The 23,869-nt window shown below is 73.2% G+C and carries 21 protein-coding genes and 1 pseudogene; 13 read left to right on the plus strand and 9 right to left on the minus strand.

Annotation, left to right across the window (positions count from 1 at the left end):
* The first annotated feature begins 211 nt into the window (after positions 1-211).
* Complete coding sequence (locus ACIQWR_RS31035) at positions 212-1,561, plus strand: glycosyl hydrolase (protein WP_404016322.1); 1,350 nt, start codon at positions 212-214, stop codon at positions 1,559-1,561.
* Between the two features lie 143 nt (positions 1,562-1,704).
* Positions 1,705-3,855: an endo-beta-N-acetylglucosaminidase gene (locus ACIQWR_RS31040; protein ID WP_404016325.1), complete on the plus strand. Its 2,151-nt coding sequence runs from the start codon at positions 1,705-1,707 to the stop codon at positions 3,853-3,855.
* Between the two features lie 66 nt (positions 3,856-3,921).
* Here the strand turns inward: ACIQWR_RS31040 and ACIQWR_RS31045 are convergent, their stop codons facing one another.
* Together ACIQWR_RS31045 and ACIQWR_RS31050 are read right to left on the minus strand one after the other, a co-directional pair.
* Entirely contained in the window at positions 3,922-5,334 is a 1,413-nt protein-coding gene (locus ACIQWR_RS31045; RefSeq protein WP_399261854.1) for an ATP-binding protein, read from the minus strand.
* A gap of 10 nt (positions 5,335-5,344) precedes the next feature.
* Complete coding sequence (locus tag ACIQWR_RS31050; RefSeq protein WP_404016328.1) at positions 5,345-6,070, minus strand: response regulator transcription factor; 726 nt, start codon at positions 6,068-6,070, stop codon at positions 5,345-5,347.
* Between the two features lie 258 nt (positions 6,071-6,328).
* Here ACIQWR_RS31050 and ACIQWR_RS31055 point away from each other — a divergent pair, with 258 nt between their 5' ends.
* The 8 genes from ACIQWR_RS31055 (at position 6,329) to ACIQWR_RS31090 (ending at position 12,576) form a co-directional block, all read left to right on the plus strand.
* Positions 6,329-7,114, plus strand: coding sequence for an amino acid ABC transporter ATP-binding protein (locus tag ACIQWR_RS31055; RefSeq protein WP_404016331.1), 786 nt, complete (start codon positions 6,329-6,331; stop codon positions 7,112-7,114).
* A gap of 82 nt (positions 7,115-7,196) precedes the next feature.
* Positions 7,197-8,054 carry a glutamate ABC transporter substrate-binding protein gene (locus ACIQWR_RS31060; RefSeq protein ID WP_399261860.1) on the plus strand — a complete coding sequence of 286 codons (858 nt, stop codon included), beginning with the start codon at positions 7,197-7,199 and terminating at the stop codon, positions 8,052-8,054.
* A gap of 83 nt (positions 8,055-8,137) precedes the next feature.
* A complete protein-coding gene (locus tag ACIQWR_RS31065) occupies positions 8,138-8,812 on the plus strand; it encodes an amino acid ABC transporter permease (protein WP_399261862.1) in 675 nt (224 codons plus the stop codon).
* Positions 8,809-9,696 carry an amino acid ABC transporter permease gene (locus ACIQWR_RS31070; protein WP_404016334.1) on the plus strand — a complete coding sequence of 296 codons (888 nt, stop codon included), beginning with the start codon at positions 8,809-8,811 and terminating at the stop codon, positions 9,694-9,696. Before ACIQWR_RS31065 ends, ACIQWR_RS31070 begins: the two co-directional genes overlap by 4 nt.
* A 163-nt stretch (positions 9,697-9,859) precedes the next feature.
* Positions 9,860-11,467: an FAD-dependent monooxygenase gene (locus ACIQWR_RS31075; RefSeq protein WP_404016337.1), complete on the plus strand. Its 1,608-nt coding sequence runs from the start codon at positions 9,860-9,862 to the stop codon at positions 11,465-11,467.
* A 79-nt stretch (positions 11,468-11,546) separates the two neighbouring features.
* The gene (locus ACIQWR_RS31080; RefSeq protein ID WP_311314449.1) at positions 11,547-11,594 is read left to right on the plus strand and encodes a hypothetical protein; all 48 of its coding nucleotides are present in this window, start codon (positions 11,547-11,549) and stop codon (positions 11,592-11,594) included.
* 59 nt (positions 11,595-11,653) lie between these two features.
* Positions 11,654-12,184 (plus strand): cysteine dioxygenase, encoded by a 531-nt coding sequence (locus ACIQWR_RS31085; RefSeq protein ID WP_404016340.1) that lies wholly within the window; start codon positions 11,654-11,656, stop codon positions 12,182-12,184.
* Positions 12,181-12,576: a rhodanese-like domain-containing protein gene (locus ACIQWR_RS31090; RefSeq protein ID WP_404016343.1), complete on the plus strand. Its 396-nt coding sequence runs from the start codon at positions 12,181-12,183 to the stop codon at positions 12,574-12,576. The genes ACIQWR_RS31085 and ACIQWR_RS31090 overlap by 4 nt, the downstream gene beginning before the upstream one ends.
* Before the next feature lie 70 nt (positions 12,577-12,646).
* Here the strand turns inward: ACIQWR_RS31090 and ACIQWR_RS31095 are convergent, their stop codons facing one another.
* From ACIQWR_RS31095 to recA, 3 genes and pseudogenes are all read right to left on the minus strand, one after another.
* A complete protein-coding gene (locus ACIQWR_RS31095) occupies positions 12,647-15,199 on the minus strand; it encodes an FtsX-like permease family protein (RefSeq protein WP_404016345.1) in 2,553 nt (850 codons plus the stop codon).
* Positions 15,200-15,302: 103 nt separating this feature from the next.
* Positions 15,303-15,929, minus strand: a pseudogene (gene recX, locus ACIQWR_RS31100) (recombination regulator RecX); the annotation flags it as partial.
* Entirely contained in the window at positions 15,878-17,002 is a 1,125-nt protein-coding gene (recA, locus tag ACIQWR_RS31105; RefSeq protein ID WP_404016348.1) for a recombinase RecA, read from the minus strand. The gene recA and the pseudogene recX, both read right to left, overlap by 52 nt.
* A gap of 380 nt (positions 17,003-17,382) precedes the next feature.
* On the opposite strand from recA, the gene ACIQWR_RS31110 reads away from it, so the two are divergent.
* Positions 17,383-17,655, plus strand: coding sequence for a hypothetical protein (locus ACIQWR_RS31110; RefSeq protein ID WP_404016352.1), 273 nt, complete (start codon positions 17,383-17,385; stop codon positions 17,653-17,655).
* Between the two features lie 54 nt (positions 17,656-17,709).
* On the opposite strand, the gene ACIQWR_RS31115 is transcribed toward ACIQWR_RS31110, so the two are convergent.
* Positions 17,710-18,327, minus strand: coding sequence for a TOPRIM nucleotidyl transferase/hydrolase domain-containing protein (locus ACIQWR_RS31115; protein WP_399261879.1), 618 nt, complete (start codon positions 18,325-18,327; stop codon positions 17,710-17,712).
* Between the two features lie 97 nt (positions 18,328-18,424).
* On the opposite strand from ACIQWR_RS31115, the gene ACIQWR_RS31120 reads away from it, so the two are divergent.
* Together ACIQWR_RS31120 and gap are read left to right on the plus strand one after the other, a co-directional pair.
* Positions 18,425-19,402 (plus strand): GlxA family transcriptional regulator, encoded by a 978-nt coding sequence (locus ACIQWR_RS31120; protein WP_404016356.1) that lies wholly within the window; start codon positions 18,425-18,427, stop codon positions 19,400-19,402.
* A 182-nt stretch (positions 19,403-19,584) separates the two neighbouring features.
* Positions 19,585-20,583, plus strand: a complete 999-nt coding sequence (gene gap, locus ACIQWR_RS31125; protein WP_404016359.1) for a type I glyceraldehyde-3-phosphate dehydrogenase — start codon at positions 19,585-19,587, stop codon at positions 20,581-20,583.
* 99 nt (positions 20,584-20,682) lie between these two features.
* On the opposite strand, the gene ACIQWR_RS31130 is transcribed toward gap, so the two are convergent.
* The 3 genes from ACIQWR_RS31130 to ACIQWR_RS31140 form a co-directional block, all read right to left on the minus strand.
* Entirely contained in the window at positions 20,683-21,519 is an 837-nt protein-coding gene (locus ACIQWR_RS31130) for a serine protease (protein WP_404016362.1), read from the minus strand.
* A 312-nt stretch (positions 21,520-21,831) separates the two neighbouring features.
* A complete protein-coding gene (locus ACIQWR_RS31135) occupies positions 21,832-22,596 on the minus strand; it encodes a response regulator (RefSeq protein ID WP_404016365.1) in 765 nt (254 codons plus the stop codon).
* Positions 22,593-23,834 carry a sensor histidine kinase gene (locus ACIQWR_RS31140; RefSeq protein WP_404016368.1) on the minus strand — a complete coding sequence of 414 codons (1,242 nt, stop codon included), beginning with the start codon at positions 23,832-23,834 and terminating at the stop codon, positions 22,593-22,595. Before ACIQWR_RS31140 ends, ACIQWR_RS31135 begins: the two co-directional genes overlap by 4 nt.
* Positions 23,835-23,869 lie beyond the last annotated feature (35 nt).

Genomic DNA, 23,869 nt, shown 5'->3' on the forward strand with positions numbered 1-23,869 from the left:
CATCAGCTTCACCCGTGACGACCCGCCTGTCAACGGGACTGAAGCGCATAAGTACCCGATTCCCAAAGGTCAGGGACTTTGCACCCCCGATGACGGGACGTTCACGGTTATGGGCCCTGTTGACTTTCCCCCGCGGAGGGCGGCAGCGTGGGGCACCGGGGGGAATTCCCGAACCCCGCGACGCCCCGGTTCCTCCGACTCCAGGACACTCATGCACCGCGCTGCCGTCCCCGTCGTCCCCGCCGCCCCTGTCCCTGCGCCCGCCCCCGCCACCGTCGCCTCCGCCCCCGCCGCACAGACCCCGGGCCACCGCCCGCGCGGTCTCCGGTTCGGCGCGAACTACACCCCGACCCGCGGGTGGTTCCACCACTGGCTGGACTTCGACCTCGACGAGGTGAAGGCCGACCTCGACTCCATCGCGGCCCTCGGCCTGGACCACGTCCGGGTCTTCCCGCTGTGGCCGCTCTTCCAGCCGAACCGGACCCTGATCCGGCCGCGCGCGGTGGAGCAGCTCGTCGAGCTGGCGGACGCGGCGGGCGAGCGCGGCCTCGACGTCGCGGTGGACGGCCTCCAGGGCCACCTGTCGAGCTTCGACTTCCTGCCGGCGTGGACGCGGACCTGGCACCGGCGCAACATCTTCGACGACCCGGAGGTCGTCGCCGGGCAGGAGGAGTACCTGCGCACGCTCGCCGCCGCCCTCGCCGACCGGCCGCACTTCCTCGGCATGACGGTCGGCAACGAGATCAATCAGTTCTCCGACGACCCGCACCCCGACCCGGACCGCATCACCCGCGAGCAGGCGGACCGCTGGCTGGAGCGGATGCTGGCGGCCTGCGAGCGCGGGGCGCCGGGGAAGTTCCACCTGCACGCCGAATACGACGCGGCCTGGTACCAGGACGGGCACCCCTTCACCGTGGCGCAGGCCGCCCGGCTCGGCGCGGCCACCGCCGTCCACTCCTGGGTGTTCAACGGCACCGCCCAGCGCCACGGCCGGACCGGAACGGCGACCGAACACCACGCGGCCTACATGATCGAGATGTCGAAGGCCTGGGCGACGGATCCGCACCGCCCGGTCTGGCTCCAGGAGGTGGGCGCCCCCGCCCCGCTGATCCTGCCCGCGCACGCCGCGGCCTTCACCGAGGCCACCGTGGCCAACGCCCTGGACTGCCCGGACCTCTGGGGCGTGACCTGGTGGTGCTCGCACGACGTGGGCCGCGAGCTCGCCGACTTCCCGGAGCTGGAGTACGGCCTCGGGCTGCTCACCAACGACCGCACCACCAAGCCCGCGGGCGAATCCGTCGCGCGGATCGCCAAGGAGTGGCGGGGCCGCGAGCACCGCCCGCCGGTCCGGTCCACCGCGCTGGTGGCCGATGTCGGCGGGGCGCTGGCCGCACCCCGGCGCTCGGTGTGCGCACCCGGCGGCGCGTTCTTCGAAGCCTGGGCCGTGCTGGCCGCCCGGGGCGTGCGCCCCGCCGTGGTCCTGGCCGACCACGCCGAGGACCGGGCCCACCTGGCCGCGCGCGGGATCACCGAGGTGCTGCACGTCGCCGACGTCCACTGACCGCACCACCCGCACGGAACCACCTGCACGGCACCACCTGCACGACACCACCCACACCGCACCACCCGCACCGCACCACCCGCACGGCATGGGACCACCCGTACAGCACCGCCCCTCCCCCTCCCCCCTCTTGAGGAGACCTCATGTCCGAGACCGACAACGCCGTCGACGCTCGTTCCGGTGCCCCCGACGCCGCCCACGCCCCCTCCCCCGACCCCGCTTCCATACGTCCCACCCGGCGCGGGCTGCTGCTCGCGGGCGCCGGGGCCGGGGCCGGGGCGCTGCTGGGCGTGTCCGGCCCGGGGGTGGTCGCCTCCGCGGCCACCCGGGCGCCGCTCGCCGCCGCGGGTGACCTGGCCCCGTACGCCTCGTACTGGTTCCCGGACTCGCTCCCGGCGGGCAGCCCCGGGGCCGGGATCGTGTGGCGCTCGCTGAAGCAGTGGCGGCCCGAGACCGACCCCGACCTCGCCCACAACACCGCGACCGTGCCGCTGGCCGCGCGGTTCACGCCGGTGGCGGCCAATACGACGGCGCGGGCCGGGCAGGCCCGCATCTCCTCGTTGGTCTCCTTCGGGCCGACGGCCGGGAACCCCTCGCAGGGCAGTGGCAGCGCCGATTACTACGCGCTCACGCACTGGGCGTACCTCGACGAGCTGGTCTTCTGGGGCGGATCCTCCGGCGAGGGCATCGTGCTCGCCCCCAACGCACCGGTCATCGACGCCGCGCACCGCAACGGCGTCCGCGTGCTGGGCAACGTCTTCCTGCCGCCGGTCGCCTACGGCGGGGACCTTCGCTGGACCCGCGACCTGGTGCAGCAGGACTCCCTCGGCCGCTACCCGATCGCGGAGAAGCTGGCGGAGGTGGCGGCGACGTACGGCTTCGACGGCTGGTTCGTGAACGCCGAGACCGACGGCGGCGACAGCGAACTCGCCACGCGGATGCGGGGGTTCCTGCGCGCGCTGCGCGCGGCCGGGGAGCCCAAGGGGCTGCGGATCACCTGGTACGACGCGATGAACAGCACCGGCCGGGTCGGCTGGCGGGGCGCCCTCGACCAGCTCAACCAGGAGTTCTTCGAGGACCGCCAGGGCAAGGTCTCCGACACCATGTTCGTCGACTTCCGCTGGAGCGCGGGCTCGTTGGCCTCTTCCGGCACCCTCGCCGGGCAGCTCGGTCGCGGGCGCTACGAGTTGTGGGCGGGCGTCGACGTGGAGTCGGCGGGCTGGAACTCGGATCCCGGGTGGGACGCGATCGTGCCGCGCGGGCGCGACCACGTGGTCAGCTACGGCTTCTACCGGCCCGAGTGGACCCGCAACCACCTCACCGACCGCTCCCCCGGCGCCTTCCACGCGGCCGACGACCGCTTCTGGACCGGCGAGTCCCTCGACCCCTCCCGGCCGGCGACGGGCAGCGCCTGGCGGGCTCCGGCCACCGTGGTCGCCGATCGCTCCACGGTCACCGCCCTGCCCTTCGCGACCACCTTCAACACCGGTCACGGAGTGCGCTGGTACGAGAACGGCGCGGTCACCTCACCGACCCCCTGGAACCACCTCGGGCTCCAGGACCGGCTGCCGGGCCGCCGCTGGGTCGTGCAGAGCAGCGGGGCGCGGCCCACCGTGACCCTGGACTTCGCGGACGCCTGGCGGGGCGGCTCCAGCCTGCTGGTCGCGGGGGCGCTGGGCGCGCCGGCCACCGTCGGCCTGCACGCGACGCGGCTGCCGTTGACCGGCGCGAGCGTGCTGGAGCTGGTGTACCGGAACGAGTCGGGCGCGGTGGAGGTGGAGGTCGGGGTGGCCGTCCGCGAACCGTCGAAGCCGGGCGCGGCCGTGCCGTACACCTGGCTGAAGGCGCAGGCGCCCGGCAGCGGGCAGGGCTGGCGGACCGCCCGGGTGTCGCTGGCCGCGCTGGCCGGCAGGACGGCGTACGGCCTGGCGGTCCGACTGACCCGGATCGGCAGTGGCGCGGTGCGCTGGCGGCTCGGGTCCCTCGCGGTGGCCGACGGGCCCGAGCGGCCGGCCGCGCCGGGCGGAGCACGGGTGGACGCGGCGGCCCGGGAGGGCGCGAAGGTCTCGCTGCGGCTGTCCTGGCAGCGGGCGCCCGGCGCGGTGCGCCATTACGAGCTGTACCGGGTGCTCGCGGACGGGACCCGGCGTTTCCTCGCCGGCACCTGCGGTACGGCCGTGTACGTGCCGGGGCTGGAGCGGTCCGACCAGGAGGCGCGGACCGCCTTCGAGGTGCGGGCGGTGGGCGAGCTGTTCACGGTCTCGGAGCCGGCCGGGACCGCCTACACCTGGTGACACCGCCACCCGCATGGCGCGTGTCACCCGCACCACCCGCACCACCCGCGCACCGGACCGCACGCGTCAGCCCGCGTGCGGTCCCGTGCGCGGCACCGTGACGGTGACGCGCAGGCCGTGCGGCGGGTTCGTCTCGTACGAGAGGGACCCGCCGCCCGCGGCCAGCAGGGCCCGGGAGATCGACAGGCCCAGCCCCGAGCCCTTGATGTTCTGGTGGCGGCCGCTGCGCCAGAACCGGTCGCCGACGCGGGCCAGCTCCTCCTCGGTGAGGCCGGGCCCCCGGTCGGCGACGCTCACGAGGACCGAGCGCCCCTCGGCGGTCACCGACACCCGCACCTCCTCGCCGGAGGGAGTGAACTTGAGGGCGTTGTCGATGACGGCGTCGAGGGCGCTGGACAGGGCGATGGGGTCGGCCCAGCCGGTGACGGCGGTGCGGCCCTCCTCCGTCAGCCGGACCCCCTTCTCCTCGGCGAGCGGGCGCCAGGCGGCGACGCGCTCGCCGGTCAGCTCGCCGATGTCGGTGAGGCTGATCTCGGCGGAGGTGTGCTCGGCCAGCGCCAGGTCCAGCAGGTCGTCCAGGACCTGGGTCAGGCGCTTGCCCTCGGTGCGCACCGAGGCGATCTCCGCATTGCCCTCGGGAAGTTCGAGGGCGAGCAGCTCGATGCGCAGGAGCAGCGCGGCGAGCGGATTGCGCAGCTGGTGGGAGGCGTCCGCGACGAACGCCCGCTGCTGCTCCAGTACCTCTTCGACGTTGTCGGCCATCTCGTTGAACGAGCGGGCCAGGCGGCGGAGTTCCGGCGGACCGCCGCCGGCGGCGACGCGCGAGTTCATCCGCCCGGTGGCGATCCCGTGGGCGGCCGCGTCCAGGGTCTGTACGGGCTTGAGCACCCAGCTGGTGAGCCGCAGCGCCGCCCCGAAGGCGACGAGCATCGCGGCGGCCAGTCCCCCGATGATGAAGAGCCAGCCGCGCAGGGTGCTGGCGCGCATCTGATCGGTGGGTGATTCGGTGACGACGACGGCGACGACGTCGCCGTCGAGCACCACCGGGGAGGCCACGAGCAGCTTCCCGCCGCGCTGCCAGGGCCAGACCTGGGCGGGGTCGTGGCTGCGCCGGCCGGCGAGGGCCTCCTCGAAGGCGCGCCTGCCCTCGCCGGTCTCGGGGAGCTGCCACCAGCCGGGGGCGCGGGCCATGGCGTTGTCGTCGCGGTAGAAGATGCCGACGCGGATCCCGTACAGCCCTTGGTAGCGGGCGAGTTCGAGCTGGAGGGTTTCACGGCGGTCGTCGGCCCCCGTGTCCCCGGACCCCTCGGAGTCGATGACGAACTGCGCGAGGGCGGCGAAGCGGGCGCTGTCGTCGATGCGGTCGACGACCACCCGCTGCTGCTGCGCGGCGGCCAGGCTCACCGCGAGCGGGAAGCCGAGGGCGAGCAGGGTGCCCGCCATCAGGACGACGAGCAGGGGCAGCAGCCGGGTGCGCACGGTCGGTCCGCTAGGGGGCGGGCGGGGTGGGCGGGGCGACGAGCCGGTAGCCCACTCCGCGGACGGTTTCGATGAGCGCGGGCATCGCGAGCTTGGAGCGGAGCGAGGCGACGTGCACTTCGAGGGTGCGCCCGGTGCCTTCCCAGCTGGTGCGCCAGACCTCGCTGATGATCTGCTCGCGCCGGAAGACCACGCCGGGGCGCTGCGCGAGGAGCGCGAGCAGGTCGAACTCCTTGCGGGTGAGCGGCACGTCGGCGTCGTCCACGCAGACGCGCCGGGTGGGCAGCTCGATGCTGACGCGGCCGAAGCGGACGACGGCGGGGGTGCCGGCGGGCGCCGCCGAGCCGTCCTCGGAGGCGCCGGTGCGGCGGGCCACGGCGTGGATCCGGGCGAGCAGCTCGCCGGTGTCGTAGGGCTTGGTGACGTAGTCGTCGGCGCCCATGTTGAGGCCGTGGATGCGCGAGCGGACGTCGGCCCGCGCGGTCACCATGATCACGGGGGTGGTGGTGCGCTTGCGGATCTTGCCGCAGACCTCGTAGCCGTCCTGGTCGGGCAGTCCGAGGTCGAGCAGGATCACCCCGTAGGGAGTGACCCCGGCGGCGGGGCCCGCGGGCAGCAGGGCCTGGAGGGCCTCTTCGCCGCTGCGGGCGTGGGTGACCTTGAAACCGTGGCGGGCGAGGATCGCGGACAGGGCGGCGGCGACGTGGTCGTCGTCCTCGACGAGCAGCAGTCTCATGCGTCCTCCTTTCCTCATCTCGCCATGTGGGCAAACATGGCCACCATGCATCCACGCCGATGCGGGAGCCCACGTCAAGGGTGTTCCGGTCCGGCGCGCCTTCCGTTATGCACCCGGTACGGGCACGCGCCGACCGTACACGGAGCGTGGCGGGGCGAGGCCGTATCGTTATCCTCAATTCTCGCTCAGATGTGATGACGGTGTGCTCATTGCCTCATTACTGTCCTCCCCAACCGAGGTGGACGGAGCAAGAAGCCGATGAGCGGAGTATCAGTGACCGAAGGCACGCAGGACGCGGCGCCCACCGCGGACGGCCTGGTCGTACTGAGCAACGTCAACAAGCACTTCGGCGCGTTGCACGTGCTTCAAGACATCGATCTGAGCATTGCCCGGGGCGAAGTCGTCGTGGTGATCGGCCCCTCGGGGTCGGGCAAGTCCACGCTGTGCCGGACGATCAACCGGCTGGAGACCATCGATTCGGGCACCATCACGCTCGACGGCCGCCCGCTGCCCGCCGAGGGCAAGGAGCTGGCCCGACTGCGCGCCGACGTCGGCATGGTGTTCCAGTCGTTCAATCTCTTCGCGCACAAGACGGTGCTGGAGAACGTGATGCTGGGCCAGCTCAAGGTCCGCAAGACGGACCGGGCGGCGGCCGAGAAGAAGGCGCGCGCCCTGCTGGACCGGGTGGGCGTCGGCACGCAGGCCGACAAGTACCCGGCGCAGCTCTCCGGCGGCCAGCAGCAGCGCGTGGCGATCGCCCGCGCGCTGGCCATGGGCCCGAAGGTGATGCTCTTCGACGAGCCGACCTCCGCGCTCGACCCGGAGATGATCAACGAGGTGCTGGAGGTCATGCAGCAGCTCGCCAGCGAGGGCATGACGATGGTCGTCGTCACGCACGAGATGGGCTTCGCCCGTTCTGCGGCCAACCGGGTGGTCTTCATGGCGGACGGAAAAATCGTCGAAGAGGCCACGCCCGACCAGTTCTTCAGCAATCCGCGCAGCGACCGCGCCAAGGACTTCCTGTCGAAGATCCTGCACCACTGACGACTTCGTCTGGTAGTGATCCGGTCGACGGGGAACATCGTCGCCCGTCGTACAACAACGTCTCATCCGAGGGAAGTTCATCATGAAGGTTCTGAAGGTCGGCGCGTCCGTCGCCGTCGCCGTCGCCCTGGCGCTGACCGCGACCGCCTGCGGCAGCAGCAAGAAGGACGAGCCCGCGGGCGACGCGGGCAGCACGGCGGGTGCCAAGAAGGACAAGATCGTCATCGGCATCAAGTTCGACCAGCCGGGCGTCGGCCTGAAGACCCCCGACGGCAAGTACGCCGGCTTCGACGTCGACGTGGCCACCTACGTGGCCAAGGAGCTCGGCTACGCGCCCGACCAGATCCAGTTCAAGCAGGCCGTCAGCGCCGAGCGCGAGAACCTGATCGCGAACGGTGACGTCAAGTTCATCGTCGCGAGCTACTCGATCAACGACAAGCGCAAGGAGAAGGTCGACTTCGCCGGCCCGTACTTCCTCGCGCACCAGGACCTGCTGGTCCGTGCCGACGACACCTCGATCACCAAGCCCGAGGACCTCAACAGCAAGAAGCTGTGCTCGGTCACCGGCTCCACCTCGGCGCAGAACGTCAAGACGAAGCTGGCCCCCAAGGCCGACCTCCAGGAGTTCCCGGGCTACTCCGAGTGCCTCACCGGCCTGGAGAGCAAGGCCGTCGACGCTCTGACCACGGACAACTCGATCCTGGCCGGCTACGCGGCGCAGGACAAGAACAAGGGCAAGTTCAAGCTGGTCGGGCTGAGCCTGAGCAACGAGAACTACGGCATCGGTCTGAAGAAGGGCGACAAGGAGCTCCAGACCAAGATCAACGCCGCCATCACGAAGATGGAAGCGGACGGTTCCTGGGAAGCGGCCGTGAAGAAGAACTTCGGTCCGGCCAACTACAAGAACGAGCCGGCTCCGAAGATCACCGAAGGCAGCTGATTCATCGGTGAGGCGCGTCGCCGCCCGCCTGTCACGGGCGGCGCCGCACCTCACCGGCCATCCTGGGGAGAGCGCAGGGCATCGTGTTCGATTTTCTTGATTCCGGGCAGTACGACCTGCTCGGAGCCTTCTGGGTGACGGTTCAGCTCACCCTCTACTCGGCGGCCGGATCCCTGGTCTGGGGCACCGTCCTGGCCGGTATGCGGGTCAGTCCCGTCCCCCTCATGCGGGGCTTCGGCACCTTCTACGTCAACGTGGTGCGCAACACCCCGCTGACCGTGTTGATCATCGGGTGCTCCCTGGGCCTGAACCAGACGCTCGGCATCACGCTCGGCGGCGGCAACTTCAAGGACATCGGCTTCCGGCTGGCCGTCCTCGCACTGACCGCCTACACCGGCACCTTCGTCTGCGAGGCGCTGCGCTCGGGCATCAACACCGTGCCGGTCGGCCAGGCCGAGGCGGCCCGCGCGCTGGGCCTGAGCTTCTTCCAGGTGCTGACCCTGATCGTGCTCCCCCAGGCCTTCCGGGCGGTCATCGGACCGCTCACGAACGTACTGATCGCCCTCACCAAGAACACCACGGTGGCGGCGGCCATCGGCGTGGCCGAAGCGGCCCTGCTGATGAAGGAAATGATCGAGAACGAGGCGCAGGCGCTCTTCGCGGTCTTCGGCATCTTCGCCCTCGGCTTCGTCCTGCTGACCCTGCCCACGGGTCTGCTGCTGGGCTGGGTGGCCAAGCGAGTGGCGGTGAAGCGATGACCTCCGTGCTGTACGACACGCCGGGCCCCAAGGCCAAGGCGCGCAACTGGCTGTACTCCGCGATCTTCCTCGTGGTGCTCGGCCTCGCCCTGTGGTGGATCCTCTCCACCATGGCGGACAAGAACCAGTTGGACGCCGACAAGTGGACGCCGTTCGTCACCGACGGCCAGATCTGGACGACCTGGCTGATCCCGGGCGTGCTGGAGACGCTGAAGGCCGGCCTGATCGCCATGGTCATCGCGCTGCCGCTGGGCGCGCTCCTGGGCATCGGCCGGCTCTCCGACCACGCGTGGGTCCGGATCCCGGTCGGCGCGTTCGTCGAGTTCTTCCGCGCCATCCCGGTGCTGATGCTGATGCTCTTCGGGGCCGCCCTGTACGTGCGGTTCAGCGACGTCAGCTCGGAACTGCGGCCGCTGTACGCGGTGGCGACCGGCCTGGTCCTCTACAACGCGGCGGTCATCGGGGAGATCGTCCGGGCCGGCGTGCTGTCGCTGCCTTCCGGCCAGACCGACGCGGCCAAGGCGATCGGCATGCGCAAGGGCCAGACCATGCTCTACGTGCTGGTCCCGCAGGCCGTGACGGCGATGCTCCCGGCGCTGGTCAGCCAGCTTGTGGTGATCCTCAAGGACACCGCGCTCGGCGGCACGCTGCTCGCCCTGCCCGAGCTGCTGTCGATGGCCCGGCAGATCTCGGCGAACTACAGCAACACCATCGCGAGCCTGGTCGTGATCGGCCTGCTCTTCGTCGCCATCAACTTCGCGCTGACCACGGCCGCTTCGGCGCTGGAGGCGCGACTGCGCAAGTCGAAGAAGAGCACCGGCGCCACGGTCAACATCACCGAGGTCATGGACGCGGGAATGGGCGGCGGCGCGGGCCCGTCCTGACGCTCGCCTGACACCCGGTCAGTATGATGGCGTGATCCTTGTGGTGCGGCGGAGTCTTCCGTCGCACCACAAGGCGTCACACCTACCAGTGTCACTTGACGCATGCCCTTCCAGTCGGTTGCATACGTTCTGTGATCACATACCGGACATCGGGAGCCGTGCCGTGGACCCGGTGATCGTCGTGGGCGCGGGACCGGTCGGACTGACCCTCTCGCTCGCCCTGGCCGGCGCGGGCGTTCCCTCCGTCGTCCTCGACGAGGGTCCGGGCAAGGAGGAACCCCGCCCCGCCCGCACCGTCGTGCTGCACGCCGACACGGCCGCGATGGCGCACCGCCTGGGCTGCACGACCCTGCGCGACGAGGGCGTGCCCTTCGCCGCCTGGCGCACGATGCGCCGCGGCCGGGACACCCACCGGACCACCTTCGAGGACGCCACCGCCCCGCTGCACCTGCCGCAGCACGCCCTCACCCGCGGGCTGCGCGACGCCGCCGCGGCCCATCCGCTGGTCCAACTGGTCACCGACAGCCGCCTCGACGCCCTGGAGCAGGACGCGCTCGGGGTCACGGCGCACACCCGCGGGCCCGCGGCCACCTGGTGGCGCGGCAGCCACCTCGTCGGCTGCGACGGCGCCCGCTCGACCGTCCGCAAGCTGCTGGGCATCCGCTTCCCCGGGCGCACCGGCGTGGAACGGTACGCCGTGGCGGCGCTGCGCACCGAACTCCCCTGGCCCGGCGAGGCCCTGCTGCACCGCAGCCGCTCCGCGAAGACCGCCGAGGTCACGGCGCGGCCGCTGCCCGACGGGGTCTGGCGGCTGGACTGGCTGTTGCCGCCGCGCGGCGAGCTGGTCACGCCCGACGCGCTGATCGGGATGATCCGCGACACCCTCGCCACCTGGTGCGGGGGCAGCACTCCCCCGTACGACCTGATCGACACGGGCGTCCACACGCTGCACCACCGGCTCGCCCGGCGCTGGCGCGACGGCCGCGCCTTCCTCGCCGGGGACGCCGCCCACCTGCTGGGCGCCCTGGGCACGCAGGGGGTCGAGGAGGGCCTGCGGGACGCCGAGAACCTGGCCTGGCGGCTCTCCCTGGCCTGGCACCAGGGCGCCTCCGAAGCCCTGCTCGACGGGTACGAGGCCGAGCGGCGTACCGCGGTGGCGTCCCGGCTGCGCGCCGCGGACCAGGCCATGCCCGTGCTGCGCGGCGGGGGCGGGCTGCGCACGTACGTACCGGGCGCCGCGCGCAGCCACGAAACGCTGCTCACGGACGGCCACTTGGGGCGCGGGCCGCTGGGCGCGCCCCCGGCGTACGCCCCTCCTGTCGCGGTGCGCGAGGTCCCGACCGACACGGAACCGGGGGGCCAGGCGGCGAACGTACCGGTGACCGCGCCGGACGGGGCGACCGTACCGCTGCGCGACCTGCTCGGCCGGGGGCGCCTCCTGGTGCTCCTCGTCGCTCCGGGAACCGGTGTGTGGGATCGGCGGCACTGGGTCGGCGCCGGGCTGATGCCGCGGCTGGAGGCCGCGGTAGGCGCCCTGCCGGTCCGCGCCGAGCTGCTGGTCGCCGACGGCTACCCGGGGGCCGCGGCGCACACGGTGCTGCTGCTGCGCCCGGACGGCCACCTCGCGGCGACCTTCGCGGGGGTGCGTCCGACCGAGCTGTACGAGGCGGCGGACGCGGTACGGGCGGGCGCCCCCGAGACGGGACTGCCCGCGCTGCCGGCCCCCGCGCCGCGCGCCCTGCCCGAGGCGTCCGCCACACCCCACCCGTGATCGATTGACCCTCAAGTCCGCCCGTGGTTCACTCGCGAACATGACCGGTCACGACGTACGCCTGTGGCGGAGGGTCCACATGGACCTCCTCCGCTATGCGGGCTGCGTCTGTCGCCCTTCCTGCTGATTCGCCTTCCTCCCGCGCGCCGACGCGCGCTCTCGCGAACTCCAGGACGGTCATTCCCGATGTCTGCATCCCTGCTCAGCCCCGCCCCGGTGGCCACCGGCCCGGGCGCCGCCGCACTCCTCGACTTCGCCCGGCGCACCGCCGCCGACTCCGAGCTGGTCGCCTCCCTCCCGCTGGACCCCGAGGGACGCACCTGGGTGCGCCTCGACGGCCCCGGGGGCAGCGAGGCCTGGCTGATCGGCTGGCCGCCGGGCACCGGCACCGGCTGGCACGACCACGCCGAGTCGCGCGGCGCCTTCGCCACCGCGCGCGGGCGCCTCACCGAGCACTCCCTGTCCGTCCGGCTGCCGGCGGAGGGCTGGCGGTCCCTGCACCTGGCCTCCGGGCTGGACCGCACGCGGACCCTGGGCGCGGGCGAGGGGCGTGCCTTCGGCGAGCACCACGTGCACGAGGTGCTGAACACCTCCCCGACCGAGCACGCCGTCTCGGTCCACGCCTACTACCCGCCGCTGCCGCTGATCCGGCGCTTCAGCCGCAGCGGGGCCGTGCTGACCCTGGAGCAGGTCGAGCGTCCGGCGGACTGGCAGTGAGCGCCGCCCCCGTCGGCATCGACGAACTGCTGGAGCGGGTCCGCGCCACCTACGAGCGGATCGGGGCGGCCGACGCCCACGCCGCCGCCCGCGACGGCGCCCTGCTCGTGGACATCCGCTACCAGGCGCTGCGCGAGCGCGACGGCCTGATCCCGGGCGCGCTGGTGATCGAGCGCAACGAACTGGAGTGGCGGCTGGACCCGCGGGGCAGCCACCGCGTCCCCGAGGCCACCTCGCACGACCTGCGGATCGTGGTGATCTGCAACGAGGGGTACGCCTCCACCCTGGCGGCGGCCTCCCTGCACGCCCTGGGCCTGACCGGGGCCACGGACCTGACCGGCGGCTTCCAGGCCTGGAAGGCCGCGGGGCTACCGGTGACCGCCCCCGGCTGAGCGGGCCCCGTACGCGGCGCGGGGCGCCCGGAACCCCCGGGGGTTCCGGGCGCCCCGCTGCCGGGGGCCGCTACCCCTTGGCCGAGGCCACGTCCACCGGGCGCACGCGCAGGGCGGCCCGGCCGGGCAGGGCGGTGGCGAGCAGGGCCAGGAGCCCGGCCGCGCCGACCACCACCCCGTAGGCCGCGGGCAGCACCGCCGGGGAGGCGCTGCCCGTCATCCCGACGCTGAAGGCGGTGAGGACCGCGAGCGCGATCGCGGAGCCCAGGCCCACCCCGATCAGCAGGACCGCGAGCGCTTCGGTGCGCAGCATGCGCAGGACCTGGCGCCGGGTGGCCCCGGCCAGGCGCAGCATGGCGAACTCGCGGAAGCGCTCCGCGGTCGACATCGCCAGCGTGTTGACCACGGCGATCGCGGTGAAGGCGAGGACCAGGCCCATCGCGAGGAGGTTCACCTCCGCCTGCGCGTCCTGCCGCTCGGCCCGCGCCGCGTCCGCGTCGGCGGCGCTCAGCACCACCGTGCCGGGGAACTCCGCCAGCGCGGCGGCCAGCCGCTCGCGGCCGGTGCCCGGTTCGGTCGCCACCAGGACGGCGGTGGCCAGCGGGTCGTCCACGTGCGCGGCCACCAGGTCGTGGGCCAGGGTCAGGTCGCCGAAGCCGAGGCCCCGGGCGTAGACGGCGGAGACGGTCACGGTGACGGGGGTTCCGTCGCCCAGGGTCAGGGCGAGCGGGCTGCCGGGCCGCAGGCCCAGCTGGTCGGCGGCCAGTTCGCTGACGGCCGCGCCGCGCGGGCCGAAGGCGTCGAGGCTGCCCGCGGTGACGCGGGGGTCCCAGGTCCGGGTGAGCCCCTGCGGGGTGACGCCCTGGGCCGCGTACTTCGTCAGGCCCACCCGGACGGTCGTGCCCACCACCTCGGTGGCGGCGGTGACCCCGGGCGTGCTGAGGATCTTCGCCGCGGCCCCGGCGGTGACGCCCGGCTCCTGCCCGGCGACCACCCAGGGGGCCCGCACCCCGGCACGGGCCTGGGCGCCGGCCGCGTCGCCGAGGGTCGGCGTGACGAAGAGCACCGTGCAGGTCATCCCGACGAGCAGCGCGAGCGGGGTGACGGCGGAGGCCATGCGGGTGGCGTTGCCGCGCAGGTTGGCGGTGGCCAGCCGGCCGTTCGCACCGATCAGCTTCAGCGGGCCGGCGAGCAGTGCGGTGGCGGCGCGCACCAGCAGCGGGCCGAGCAGCGAGACCGCCCCGGCGAGGACCACCACCGCGAGGAAGGTGACCGGGGTGGAGGCGGGTTCGGTGCGCAGCGTGGAGAGGACCGCGACCAGGACCGCGCCGCCCGCCAGCAGCAGCGTGCCGATGACGATCCGGGTCCAGGCGGGCCGGCCTCGCTCGACGGCGGCTTCGGCGAGGGCTTCGGAGGGGCGGATCCGGGCGATCCGGCGGCCGGTGATCCGGGCGGCGACCCACGCGCCGCACAGGGTGGTCGCGACGGCGGCGGCCATGGGGAAGATCCCGGCGGTGCGCTCCAGGGTGGCCGGTATCGCGCCGGTCGCGACGAACCGGCCGTGCAGCCAGGCGGCGAGCGGCAGACCGGCGAGGGCTCCGGGCACACCGGCGGCCAGGCCCACGAGCAGGGCCTCGCGGCCGAGCATCCGGCGCAGCTGGCGGGGGGTCGCGGCGATGGCCCGCAGCAGGGCGAGTTCGCGGTGGCGCTGCTGCACGGAGAGGGTGAAGGTGCCGACGACGACGAGGACGGCGACCAGGAGCGAGGTGCCGCCCATCGCTCCGCCCATGGAGACGAGCTTGGTCCGGGCGCCCGCCGCGTCGAGGAACTCGACGGGGCCGCGGTCCTCGCCCCGGGACACCCGCGCGGTGGTCCCGGCCAGGGCCGCGCGGACCTGCGCGGCCAGTGCGGCGGCGCTCACTCCGGGGCGGGGCAGGACGCCGATCGCGGTGATCCGCCCGTCGCGGGCGGCGAGCCGGCGGGCCTCGCCGGAGTCGAAGAAGAGCGAGGTCTGGTGGCCCAGGGCGTCGCCCGGGGTCCGGTCCGCCGCCCGCGCGACGCCGCTGACCGTGTAGGTACGGGGCTCCGCGGTGGCCTGGACGGTGAGCCGGGAGCCGGGGCGCAGGCCGGCCAGGGTGGCCAGCTCGCGGTCGACGACCACCTCACCGGTGTTCCGCGGGGCCTGCCCCTCGGCCAGGGTGAAGGGGGTCAGGGCGGCGGATTCCCAGGCGTGCCCGTAGGACCGCTTGCCGGTGCCGTGCGCCACCAGGGGGACGGCCTGGAAGGTCAGCTCCGGCACCGCTCGCGCGGCTCCGGGTACGGCGCGGACGGTGTCCAGGGTGGCGGCGGGCAGCCATGCCCGTTCGGCGACGGGCTTGGCCTTCTCCTTGACCTCGGTCCTGCCCTTCTTCTCCGTGACCGTCCTCTCGTGCACGTCCTGGTCGGCGGAGACGACCACCGGAGCGCCGGCGTAGCGCTCGGTGGCGACCACACCGCGCAGGCCCGTTTCGAGGAGGGTGCCGCAGGCGGTGACGAGGGCCGCCGCGCACAGGAGGGCGACGAAGGCTCCGAGGAAACCGGCTTTGCGGTCCCGGACGCTCTGCAGGGCGTAACGCAGCATCATGCGGGCAACTCTGCTGCTCAGGACCCCTGTTGAGCAGTGGAGCACCCCGGCGCACTGCCCCGGGGGCTACCCCCACCCCGCCCCGAGGGTCGGCGCGCCCGGTTCAGAACGCCCGGTACTCCGGGCCGCCGAGGTCTTCCGTGTCCTCGCCCTCCTCTTCGAGCGCGCGCCGCACCACCCGGAGGGCGAGACCCTCCCCGTAGCCCTTGCGGGCCAGCATCCCGGCGAGGCGGCGGATCCGCTTGTCCCGCTCCAGACCCCGGGTCACGCGCAGCTTGCGGTCCACCAGCTCCCGGGCGGTCCGCTCCTCCTGCTCGGGGTCGAGCTGCTCCAGGGCCTCGTCCACCAGGGTCGCGTGGACGCCCTTGGTGCGCAGCTCGCGGGCGAGTGCCCGGCGGGCGAGGCCGCGGCTGTGGTGCCGGGACTCGACCCACGCCCCGGCGAAGGCGGCGTCGTCGATCAGGCCCACCTCCTCGAAACGGGAGAGGACCTCCTGCGACACCTCCTCGGGGATGTCCCGCTTGGCCAGTGCGTCCGCGAGCTGTTTCCGCGTGCGCGGTGACCCGGTGAGCAGGCGCAGGCAGATCGCCCGCGCCTGCTCTTCGGGGCTCTGGGGCGGCAGTCCCCGCTCGGCTCGCGGCGCGCCGGAACCGCCCGCCCCGCTCTGCTCCCGCACGGTCAGCTCTTGGCTACGGCGGCCTTGGCCGCCTTGGCCTTCGTCGCCGGGGCCGGGACGGACTTGGCCGCGTCATCGGCCGCCGCAGCGCCGCCCGCCGCATCCGGACCCGGTTCGGCTCCGGGCGCCTTGCGGATGCCCACGCCCAGCTTCTCCTTGATCTTCTTCTCGATCTCGTCGGAGAGGTCGGGGTTGTCGCACAGGAACTTGCGCGCGTTCTCCTTGCCCTGGCCGAGCTGGTCGCCCTCGTACGTGTACCAGGCACCGGCCTTGCGGACGAAGCCGTGCTCCACGCCCATGTCGATCAGACCGCCCTCGCGGCTGATCCCGTGGCCGTAGAGGATGTCGAACTCGGCCTGCTTGAAGGGCGGCGCGACCTTGTTCTTGACGACCTTGACGCGGGTGCGGTTGCCGACCGCGTCCGTGCCGTCCTTGAGGGTCTCGATCCGGCGGATGTCCAGACGCACCGAGGCGTAGAACTTCAGCGCGCGACCACCGGTGGTGGTCTCCGGCGAGCCGAACATCACACCGATCTTCTCGCGGAGCTGGTTGATGAAGATCGCGGTGGTCTTGGACTGGCTGAGCGCACCGGTGATCTTGCGGAGGGCCTGGCTCATCAGGCGGGCCTGCAGACCCACGTGCGAGTCGCCCATCTCACCCTCGATCTCCGCACGCGGCACGAGCGCCGCGACGGAGTCGATGACGATGAGGTCGAGGGCGCCGGAGCGGACCAGCATGTCCACGATCTCCAGCGCCTGCTCACCGGTGTCCGGCTGGGACAGGATGAGGTTGTCGGTGTCGACGCCCAGGGCCTTCGCGTACTCGGGGTCGAGCGCGTGCTCGGCGTCGACGAAGGCGACGGTACCGCCGGCCTTCTGCGCGTTGGCCACGGCGTGCAGGGTCAGGGTCGTCTTACCGGAGGACTCCGGCCCGTACACCTCCACCACGCGGCCGCGCGGCAGCCCGCCGACACCGAGGGCGATGTCCAGCGCGGTCGACCCGGTGGGGATGACGTCGATGGGGTCATTCGGCTTGTCGCCAAGACGCATGACCGCGCCCTTGCCGAACTGCCGTTCAATCTGCGCGAGCGCTGCGTCGAGCGCCTTCTCACGGTCGGTGCCTGCCATGGGTTCCACCCGATTTGCTTGAGTCGATCGCTTCACGCCATTGACGCTAACGCCTGCCACTGACAACGCGCCTCCACGCCCGCCGCGCCTGTGGATAACCAATCAGAATGGATGTTCGATTTCCCTGTCAAGCGCGCCACGCCGACCCCCACGCCGACCCCACCGGGTGCGGGCCCCAGGCGGCTGCTCTAGCGTCGGAGGAAGGAGGAAATGCCCTGCCGAGCCGTCCGGTGCGGGGACCGGAGCCGTGCGGCGACGTGTCGGCCGCATGCGCTCGGCGCCCGTTCCACGCGGCCCCGGCACGTCCGGATCCCGGATCCCGGATCGATCCCGAATTCCCGGGTCGCGCGCCGACCGATCCCGGAGAGCAGGTGCGTCCCATGCGCACGTCGACCCGAATCGCGAGCGTTCTCACCGGCCTGACCCTCGCCTTCGGCGGCGCGGCCCTCACGGCCCCCGCCGCCCACGCGGACGTCAACCGCTGCATCAACCAAGTAGAGCGGGAGCTGCGGGGCGGTGAGGCTCCGGAAGCCGTCCGCGCCGCGTGTTACGTCGGTCTGAGCGGTGCCAGCGACGAGTGCGTGGCGGGCCTCGCCGAGAGCAACGTGACCCACGCGACCGCGGTCACCGCCTGCCGCTCGGCCGCCCAGTAGGCGCGCCCCCGCCGACCCGGCCCGTTCGCGTCACAGCCCCGCAGGCTCACAGACTCACAGGCTCCTGACGAGGTCGTCGAGCGGGACCGGGACCCGTGCGGGGTCCAGCGTCTCGGCCAGCAGGCGGCCGTAGCGGATCTTGCGGCCCTGCTTCGTGCCGAGGAAGCGCCGCAACTGCCGCTCGCGGGAGCGCCCGAGCTGCGCGGGCTGGCGCAGGAAGGTCTGCCAGGGCCGCAGCTCCCCCTCCTCCCGGATGATCTCCTCCACCCTCGGCGCGCCCAGCGCACGGATGAGTTCGTCCTCCAGGTCCGCCACGCACACGAAGAAGCCCCGGCGCGGCGCCCCGGCCCGCTCCAGACCGCGGTCGTAGAACCCCTGCTCGCCCTCGTCGCACAGGCCCCGCAGGCGCAGCCCGAGCCCGGGCGGTCCGAGCAGGCCCGCGTAGCGGGCGATGCTCATCGCCCCGCCCATCGCCACGACGCACACACCCTCGGCGGCCAGGTCCCGGCCGCGCCGGGCGGCCAGCACCTCGACGGCCTCCAGGTCGCTCGGCCCCTCCAGCAGCACGGCCGTGCGCAGCCCCAGCTCCGCGGCCAGTTCGCCCGCCGGATCGCCGGAGCCCCCCGCCGCCCAGTGGCCGACCGCTTCCCGGAACGCGCGCATGTCCGTCATGCAGCGATTCTGCGCCCGGGCCGGCCGGCACGGCACCGAATATTCGCCGCGCCCCCGGCCGACCGGGGCGCCGCGCTCCCCCGCGTACGCTCGTGCCGTGCCCGCGCCCGCGTCCGTACCCGCCGATCACCACCCGCACCGCGTCGCCGTCCTGGTGCTCGAAGGGGCCAAGCCCCTCGACGTCGGCATTCCCGCGCAGGTGTTCACGACCCGCGCGAGCATGCCCTACGAGGTGCGGGTCTGCGGAGCGGCGCCCGGTCTCGTGGCGGGCGGCGACGGACTGTCGTACGCCGTCGCCCACGGCCTCGACGCGCTCGCGTGGGCCGACATCGTCTTCGTCCCCGGCTACCGGTTCCCCGACCGCGACGACCCGCCGCGGGCCGTCGTGGACGCGCTGGTCGCCGCCCACGACCGGGGCGCGCGCCTCGCGGCCATCTCGACCGGTGCCTTCGCCCTCGCCGCCACCGGGCTGCTCGACGGGAAGCGCGCCACCACGCACTGGCACTACGCGCGGGCGCTCGCGGCGAAGTGGCCCTTGGTGCGGGTCGACGAGAACGTCCTGTTCGTCGACGAGGGCAGCGTGCTGACCTCGGCCGGAGCGGCCTCGGGCATCGACCTGTGCCTGCACATCCTGCGCGGCGACCTCGGGGTGGCCGCGTCGAACCACACGGCCCGGCGCCTGGTCGCGGCCCCCTACCGCAGCGGCGGTCAGGCGCAGTACGTCCCGCGCAGCGTGCCCGAGTCGCTCGGCGAGCGGTTCGCCGCCACCCGCGAGTGGGCGCTGCACCGGCTCGGCGAACCGCTCACCCTGGAGGTGCTGGCCCAGCACGCGGCCGTGTCGCCGCGCACCTTCTCGCGGCGCTTCGCGCAGGACACCGGGTACACCCCGATGCAGTGGGTGATGCGGGCCCGCATCGACGTGGCCCGCGAGCTGTTGGAACGCTCGGAGCGGGCCGTCGAGCAGATCGCCGCGGACGTCGGCCTCGGCACCGGCGCGAACCTCCGGCTGCACTTCCAGCGCATCCTGCGCACCACGCCGAGCGAGTACCGGCGCACCTTCGCCCGGGGCGAGTAGCCGGGCACGACGGGCGCGTGGCGCTCGACCCTCGACTCGTGGCGTGTGGCGTGTGGCGTGTGGCGTGTGGCGTGTGGCGTGTGGCGTGTGGCGCGATCCTTGCGGACCGTGGCGATCTCGCCGCTGTCACGCGCGGGCGCGGGGCGCGAACCTGGAGGGGAACCGAAGGGACACGGATACTCATGACTCGCATCGCCATCAACGGATTCGGCCGCATCGGACGCAACGTGCTGCGCGCCCTGCTCGAACGCGACAGCGACCTGGAGGTCGTCGCCGTCAACGACCTCACGGAGCCCGCCGCCCTCGCGCGCCTGCTCGCCTTCGACACGACCTCGGGCCGGCTCGGCCGCCCGGTGCGGGTCGACGGGGACGACCTCGTCGTCGACGGCCGCCGGATCACCGTGCTCGCCGAGCGCGAGCCCGAGCGGCTGCCCTGGGAGAAGCTCGGCGTCGACATCGTGCTGGAGGCGACCGGCCGCTTCACCTCGGCGACCGCCGCCCGCGCCCACGTCACCGCGGGTGCGCGGAAGGTACTGGTCAGCGCTCCGGCGGACGGCGCCGACGTCACGCTCGCCTTCGGGGTCAACACCGGTGCCTACGACCCGGCCGCGCACACCATCGTCTCGAACGCCTCGTGCACGACCAACGCGCTCGCGCCGCTGGCCTCGGTGCTCGACGACCTCGCGGGCATCGAGCACGGTTTCATGACGACGGTGCACGCCTACACGCAGGAGCAGAACCTGCAGGACGGTCCGCACCGGGACCCGCGCCGCGCCCGCGCCGCCGCGGTCAACATCGTGCCGACCACGACGGGCGCCGCGAAGGCGATCGGGCTGGTGCTGCCGAACCTCGCGGGCAAGCTGTCGGGCGACTCCATCCGGGTCCCGGTCCCGGTCGGATCGATCGTCGAGCTCAACACGACGGTCGCCCGCGACGTGACCCGCGAGGACGTGCTGGCGGCCTACCGCGCCGCGGCGGACGGACCGCTCGCGGGCGTGCTGGAGTACTCGGACGACCCGCTGGTCTCTTCCGACATCACCGGGAACCCGGCCTCGTCGATCTTCGACTCGGAGCTCACCCGGGTCGAAGGCCGCCACATCAAGGTGGTCGCCTGGTACGACAACGAGTGGGGCTTCTCGCACCGCGTCATCGACACGCTCGAACTCCTCGCCAGCGCCTGACGGCGCACCTGACGGCCACCGTGCCCCCGCCCCGCGCGACGGCGGGGGCGGGGGCACGGCGCTGCTACCCAGTGCTGTGCGATGTGGTGCCGTGCGGTGTCACGGCCGCGGCAGGACGCAGCCGGGACGGGTCAGGTCGATCGTGCTGCCCGCGCCGATGCAGGGGACGATGATGTAGGTCTCCTGCGCGTAGTTGATGCCCTTGCGGACGGTCACGTTGCCGTTCTGGTCGACCTCGCAGGGGTTGTTCTCCGTGCAGCGCTGGCCGTCCTCGTTGCCCGTGTTGTTGACGGCGACGACCCGGCCGGTCGCGGTGTCGATCACCGGCGAGCCGGAGGTGCCGCCGATCGTGTTGCAGGCCGAGGTGTAGCGGATCGAGTCCTTCCAGGTCCAGTCGCCCTCCTTGAGGCGGTAGACGAACCCGTCGGCGTTGCAGGTGTAGATCCGCTTCCAGTAGCCCGAGACGACCTTGATCGAGGCGCCCTGCGTCGGGTGCGCGTCGTTGAGGGTGAGCGCGCCGATGCCGTACTGGCTCTGTATCTGCGCGTAGGTCTTGGTCAGTTGGTAGATGGAGATGTCCGTGTCGGTCATCGTCGCGTACGAGACCTTGCTGGCCCGCAGCGTCGCGACCTTCGTACCGGAGCCGTTCAGCAGCGAGAACGACCGGCTGGACGGCTGGTCCTTGATGACCTCGCCGGCGGCCGGGAAGCCGGTTTCCAGGCAGTGGCCGTTGGAGAGCACGAGCGCGGGGTCGCTCGCGAGGGAGTTGGGCGTCCGGACGACCGAGCCGGAACAGTTGCTGAGCGCGACCGTTCCCGCGTAGTTGACCGTGACGGCCTTCGCGGCCTTCTCCTGGGGTGCGGAGGCCACGGCCGGGGCCGCCGCCGCACCCATCAGGACCAGGGAGAGCAGCGCGCCGGCGAGAGGCTTGTTCATGTGGGGGTTCCCCTCTGAAATGACGATGCAACCGAAGATCCTCCGGTTGTCATGCGCATTGTTGAGATCGCCGCTCCAACTGGCAAGAGGGCCAGGCGAGTTGAAGACACCCCTGTTCCGGCCATGATCGACGGTCGCCGCGCGGGCGACCGTGGGCCGACATCGATCGCGATCAGGGGCGGGCCCGGGACCCGGCATCCGCGCGCAAGTCACCTCTCGGCCTGATTGCGCGCACCCCGGAGCCGTGGAAGGCTCCCGAAAATCCCACGGTCCCGCCCGGGACCGTGGCGCTCCCACGTCCCGCGTCGCACCTCAGCCGGTGAACCCCGGCACCACCAGACCCGATTCGTACGCGATCACCACGGCGTGGGTCCGGTTCTGCGCACCGAGCTTGGTCAACACGTTCCCGACGTGCGTCTTCACCGTCTCCAGACGCACCCCCAGCGCCTGCGCGATCTCCGGGTTGGTCAGGCCGGTGGCCATCGACCGCAGCACCTCCTCCTCCCGCTCCGTCAGCGCCGCCTTCGGCAACGCCTCGGCGGAGCCCAGCGGGCGGGCGGTGACCATCCGGCGCAGGGCCGCCGGGAAGAGGATCGCCTCGCCCGCCGCCACCACGCGCACCGCCTCGGCGATCTGCCGGACCGGCAGCCGCTTGAGCACGAAGCCGCTGGCCCCCGCGCCGAGCGCCGCGGTGACGTAGCCGTCGTTCTCGAAGGTGGTGATCATCACGACCTTCGGCGGGGCGACCCGGCCGACCGCCCCGGCAGTCCCGGCCTCCCCGGCCGACCCGGCACTCCCAGCGGACCGGGCCGACTCGGCGAGGAGCTGTCGGGTGGCCTCGATCCCGTTGCGGCGCGGCATCCGCACGTCCATCAGGACCACGTCGGGCCGCAGCAGCCGCGCCTGCTCGACGGCCTCGACGCCGTCGGCGGCCTCACCGACCACCGAGATGCCCGGCTGCGCCGCGAGCAGGGTGCGCAGACCGCTGCGCGTCACCTCGTCGTCGTCCGCGATCAAAAGCGTGACGGGGCTACGGACAGGGGCGGTCTCGACCGGACCCGGCTCGGCGCCGGTCATGCCGCGCACCGCGCCGGCAGCCGGACCGCCAGCCGCCAGTGCCGCGGCCCGTCCGGGCCGACCTCGATCTCACCCTGCAGCAGCCGCACGCGCTCGGCGAGGCCGGGCAGGCCGTGCCCGGAGGTCCGGAAGCCACTCGCGCCCGCGCCCGGGCCCGTACGCGCGCCCGCGCCCGCCCCGTTGACCACGCTGAGCTCCAGCCCGTCCGGGGCCGCCGCCACCCGGACCTCGATCGGGCCTCCGCTCCCGTGCCGCAGGGCGTTCGTCAGGCCCTCCTGCAAGATCCGGTACGCGGCCCGGGAGAGCGTCCCCTGCACCTGGGCCGGCTCGCCGGACAGTTCCACGTCGAGGACCGCGCCCGCGTGTCGCAACCGGTCGAACAGGTCGGGCAGATCGGCCAGGGTCCGGGTCGGCGCCGTCTGCGCCCTCTCCTCGCGCAGGACGCCCAGTACGTAGTCCAGGTCCTCCAGCGCGGCCCTGGCCGACTCCTCGATGCTGCGCAGGGCGGCCCGCGCCGCCTCCGGGTCGGCGTGGAGCACCTCGCCCGCGACCGCCGCCTGGATCGTGGTCGCGGTCAGCGTGTGGCCGATCGAGTCGTGCAACTCGTGGGCCAGCCTGTTGCGTTCGGCGAGGCGCTGCTCCCGCTCGGCCATCAGCGCGAGCCGCTCGGCCGACGATGGCCCGAGGAGCCGGGGCGCCAGCCACCGCAGCGCGCCCGTCACCACCGCGCACACGACCGCCGCGAGCATGAGGCAGCAGCACGCCAACAGCCAGCTCCGCCATCCGCCGTCGGACCGCAGCGACCGGCCGAAGAGGCTCAGCCCGGCCTCGGCGTCCAGCCAGCCCCCGGGGAGGGAGATCCCCATGAGGACCAGCACGCCGCTCGTCAGCGCCCCCGTCCACCCCAGCGCCACGTGCAGCAGCAGCCAGAGGGGGGTGCGCCAACGGTCGGCGCCGGCCGCCCCGGCCGCGGGGGCCGGCAACGGCACCCGCAGGAGTGCGCGGGCGAAGGCGATCAACGCCCTCCGCACGGTGCGGACCAGGCCGATCGAGCCGATCAGTACGGCCCAGACCAGGAGGACCAGGGCGACCTGGGCGCCGTAGGGAGCGGCCGGCCACGCCAGTGCCGCCAGCGAGGCGAAGGGCAGCAGCGGAAGGCTCGCCAACGCCCCGCAATAGGCGAGCAGCATGCCTGCGTACGTGGAGCCGCGCAGCAGCGGCCGGAGTCCCCTGATCATGATCGCCCCAGTATGACCGGGCAGCTCGGCGACGC

Origin of the sequence: Streptomyces sp. NPDC098789 (assembly GCF_044759975.1) — a bacterium.
In the GTDB taxonomy this organism is placed as follows: domain Bacteria; phylum Actinomycetota; class Actinomycetes; order Streptomycetales; family Streptomycetaceae; genus Streptomyces.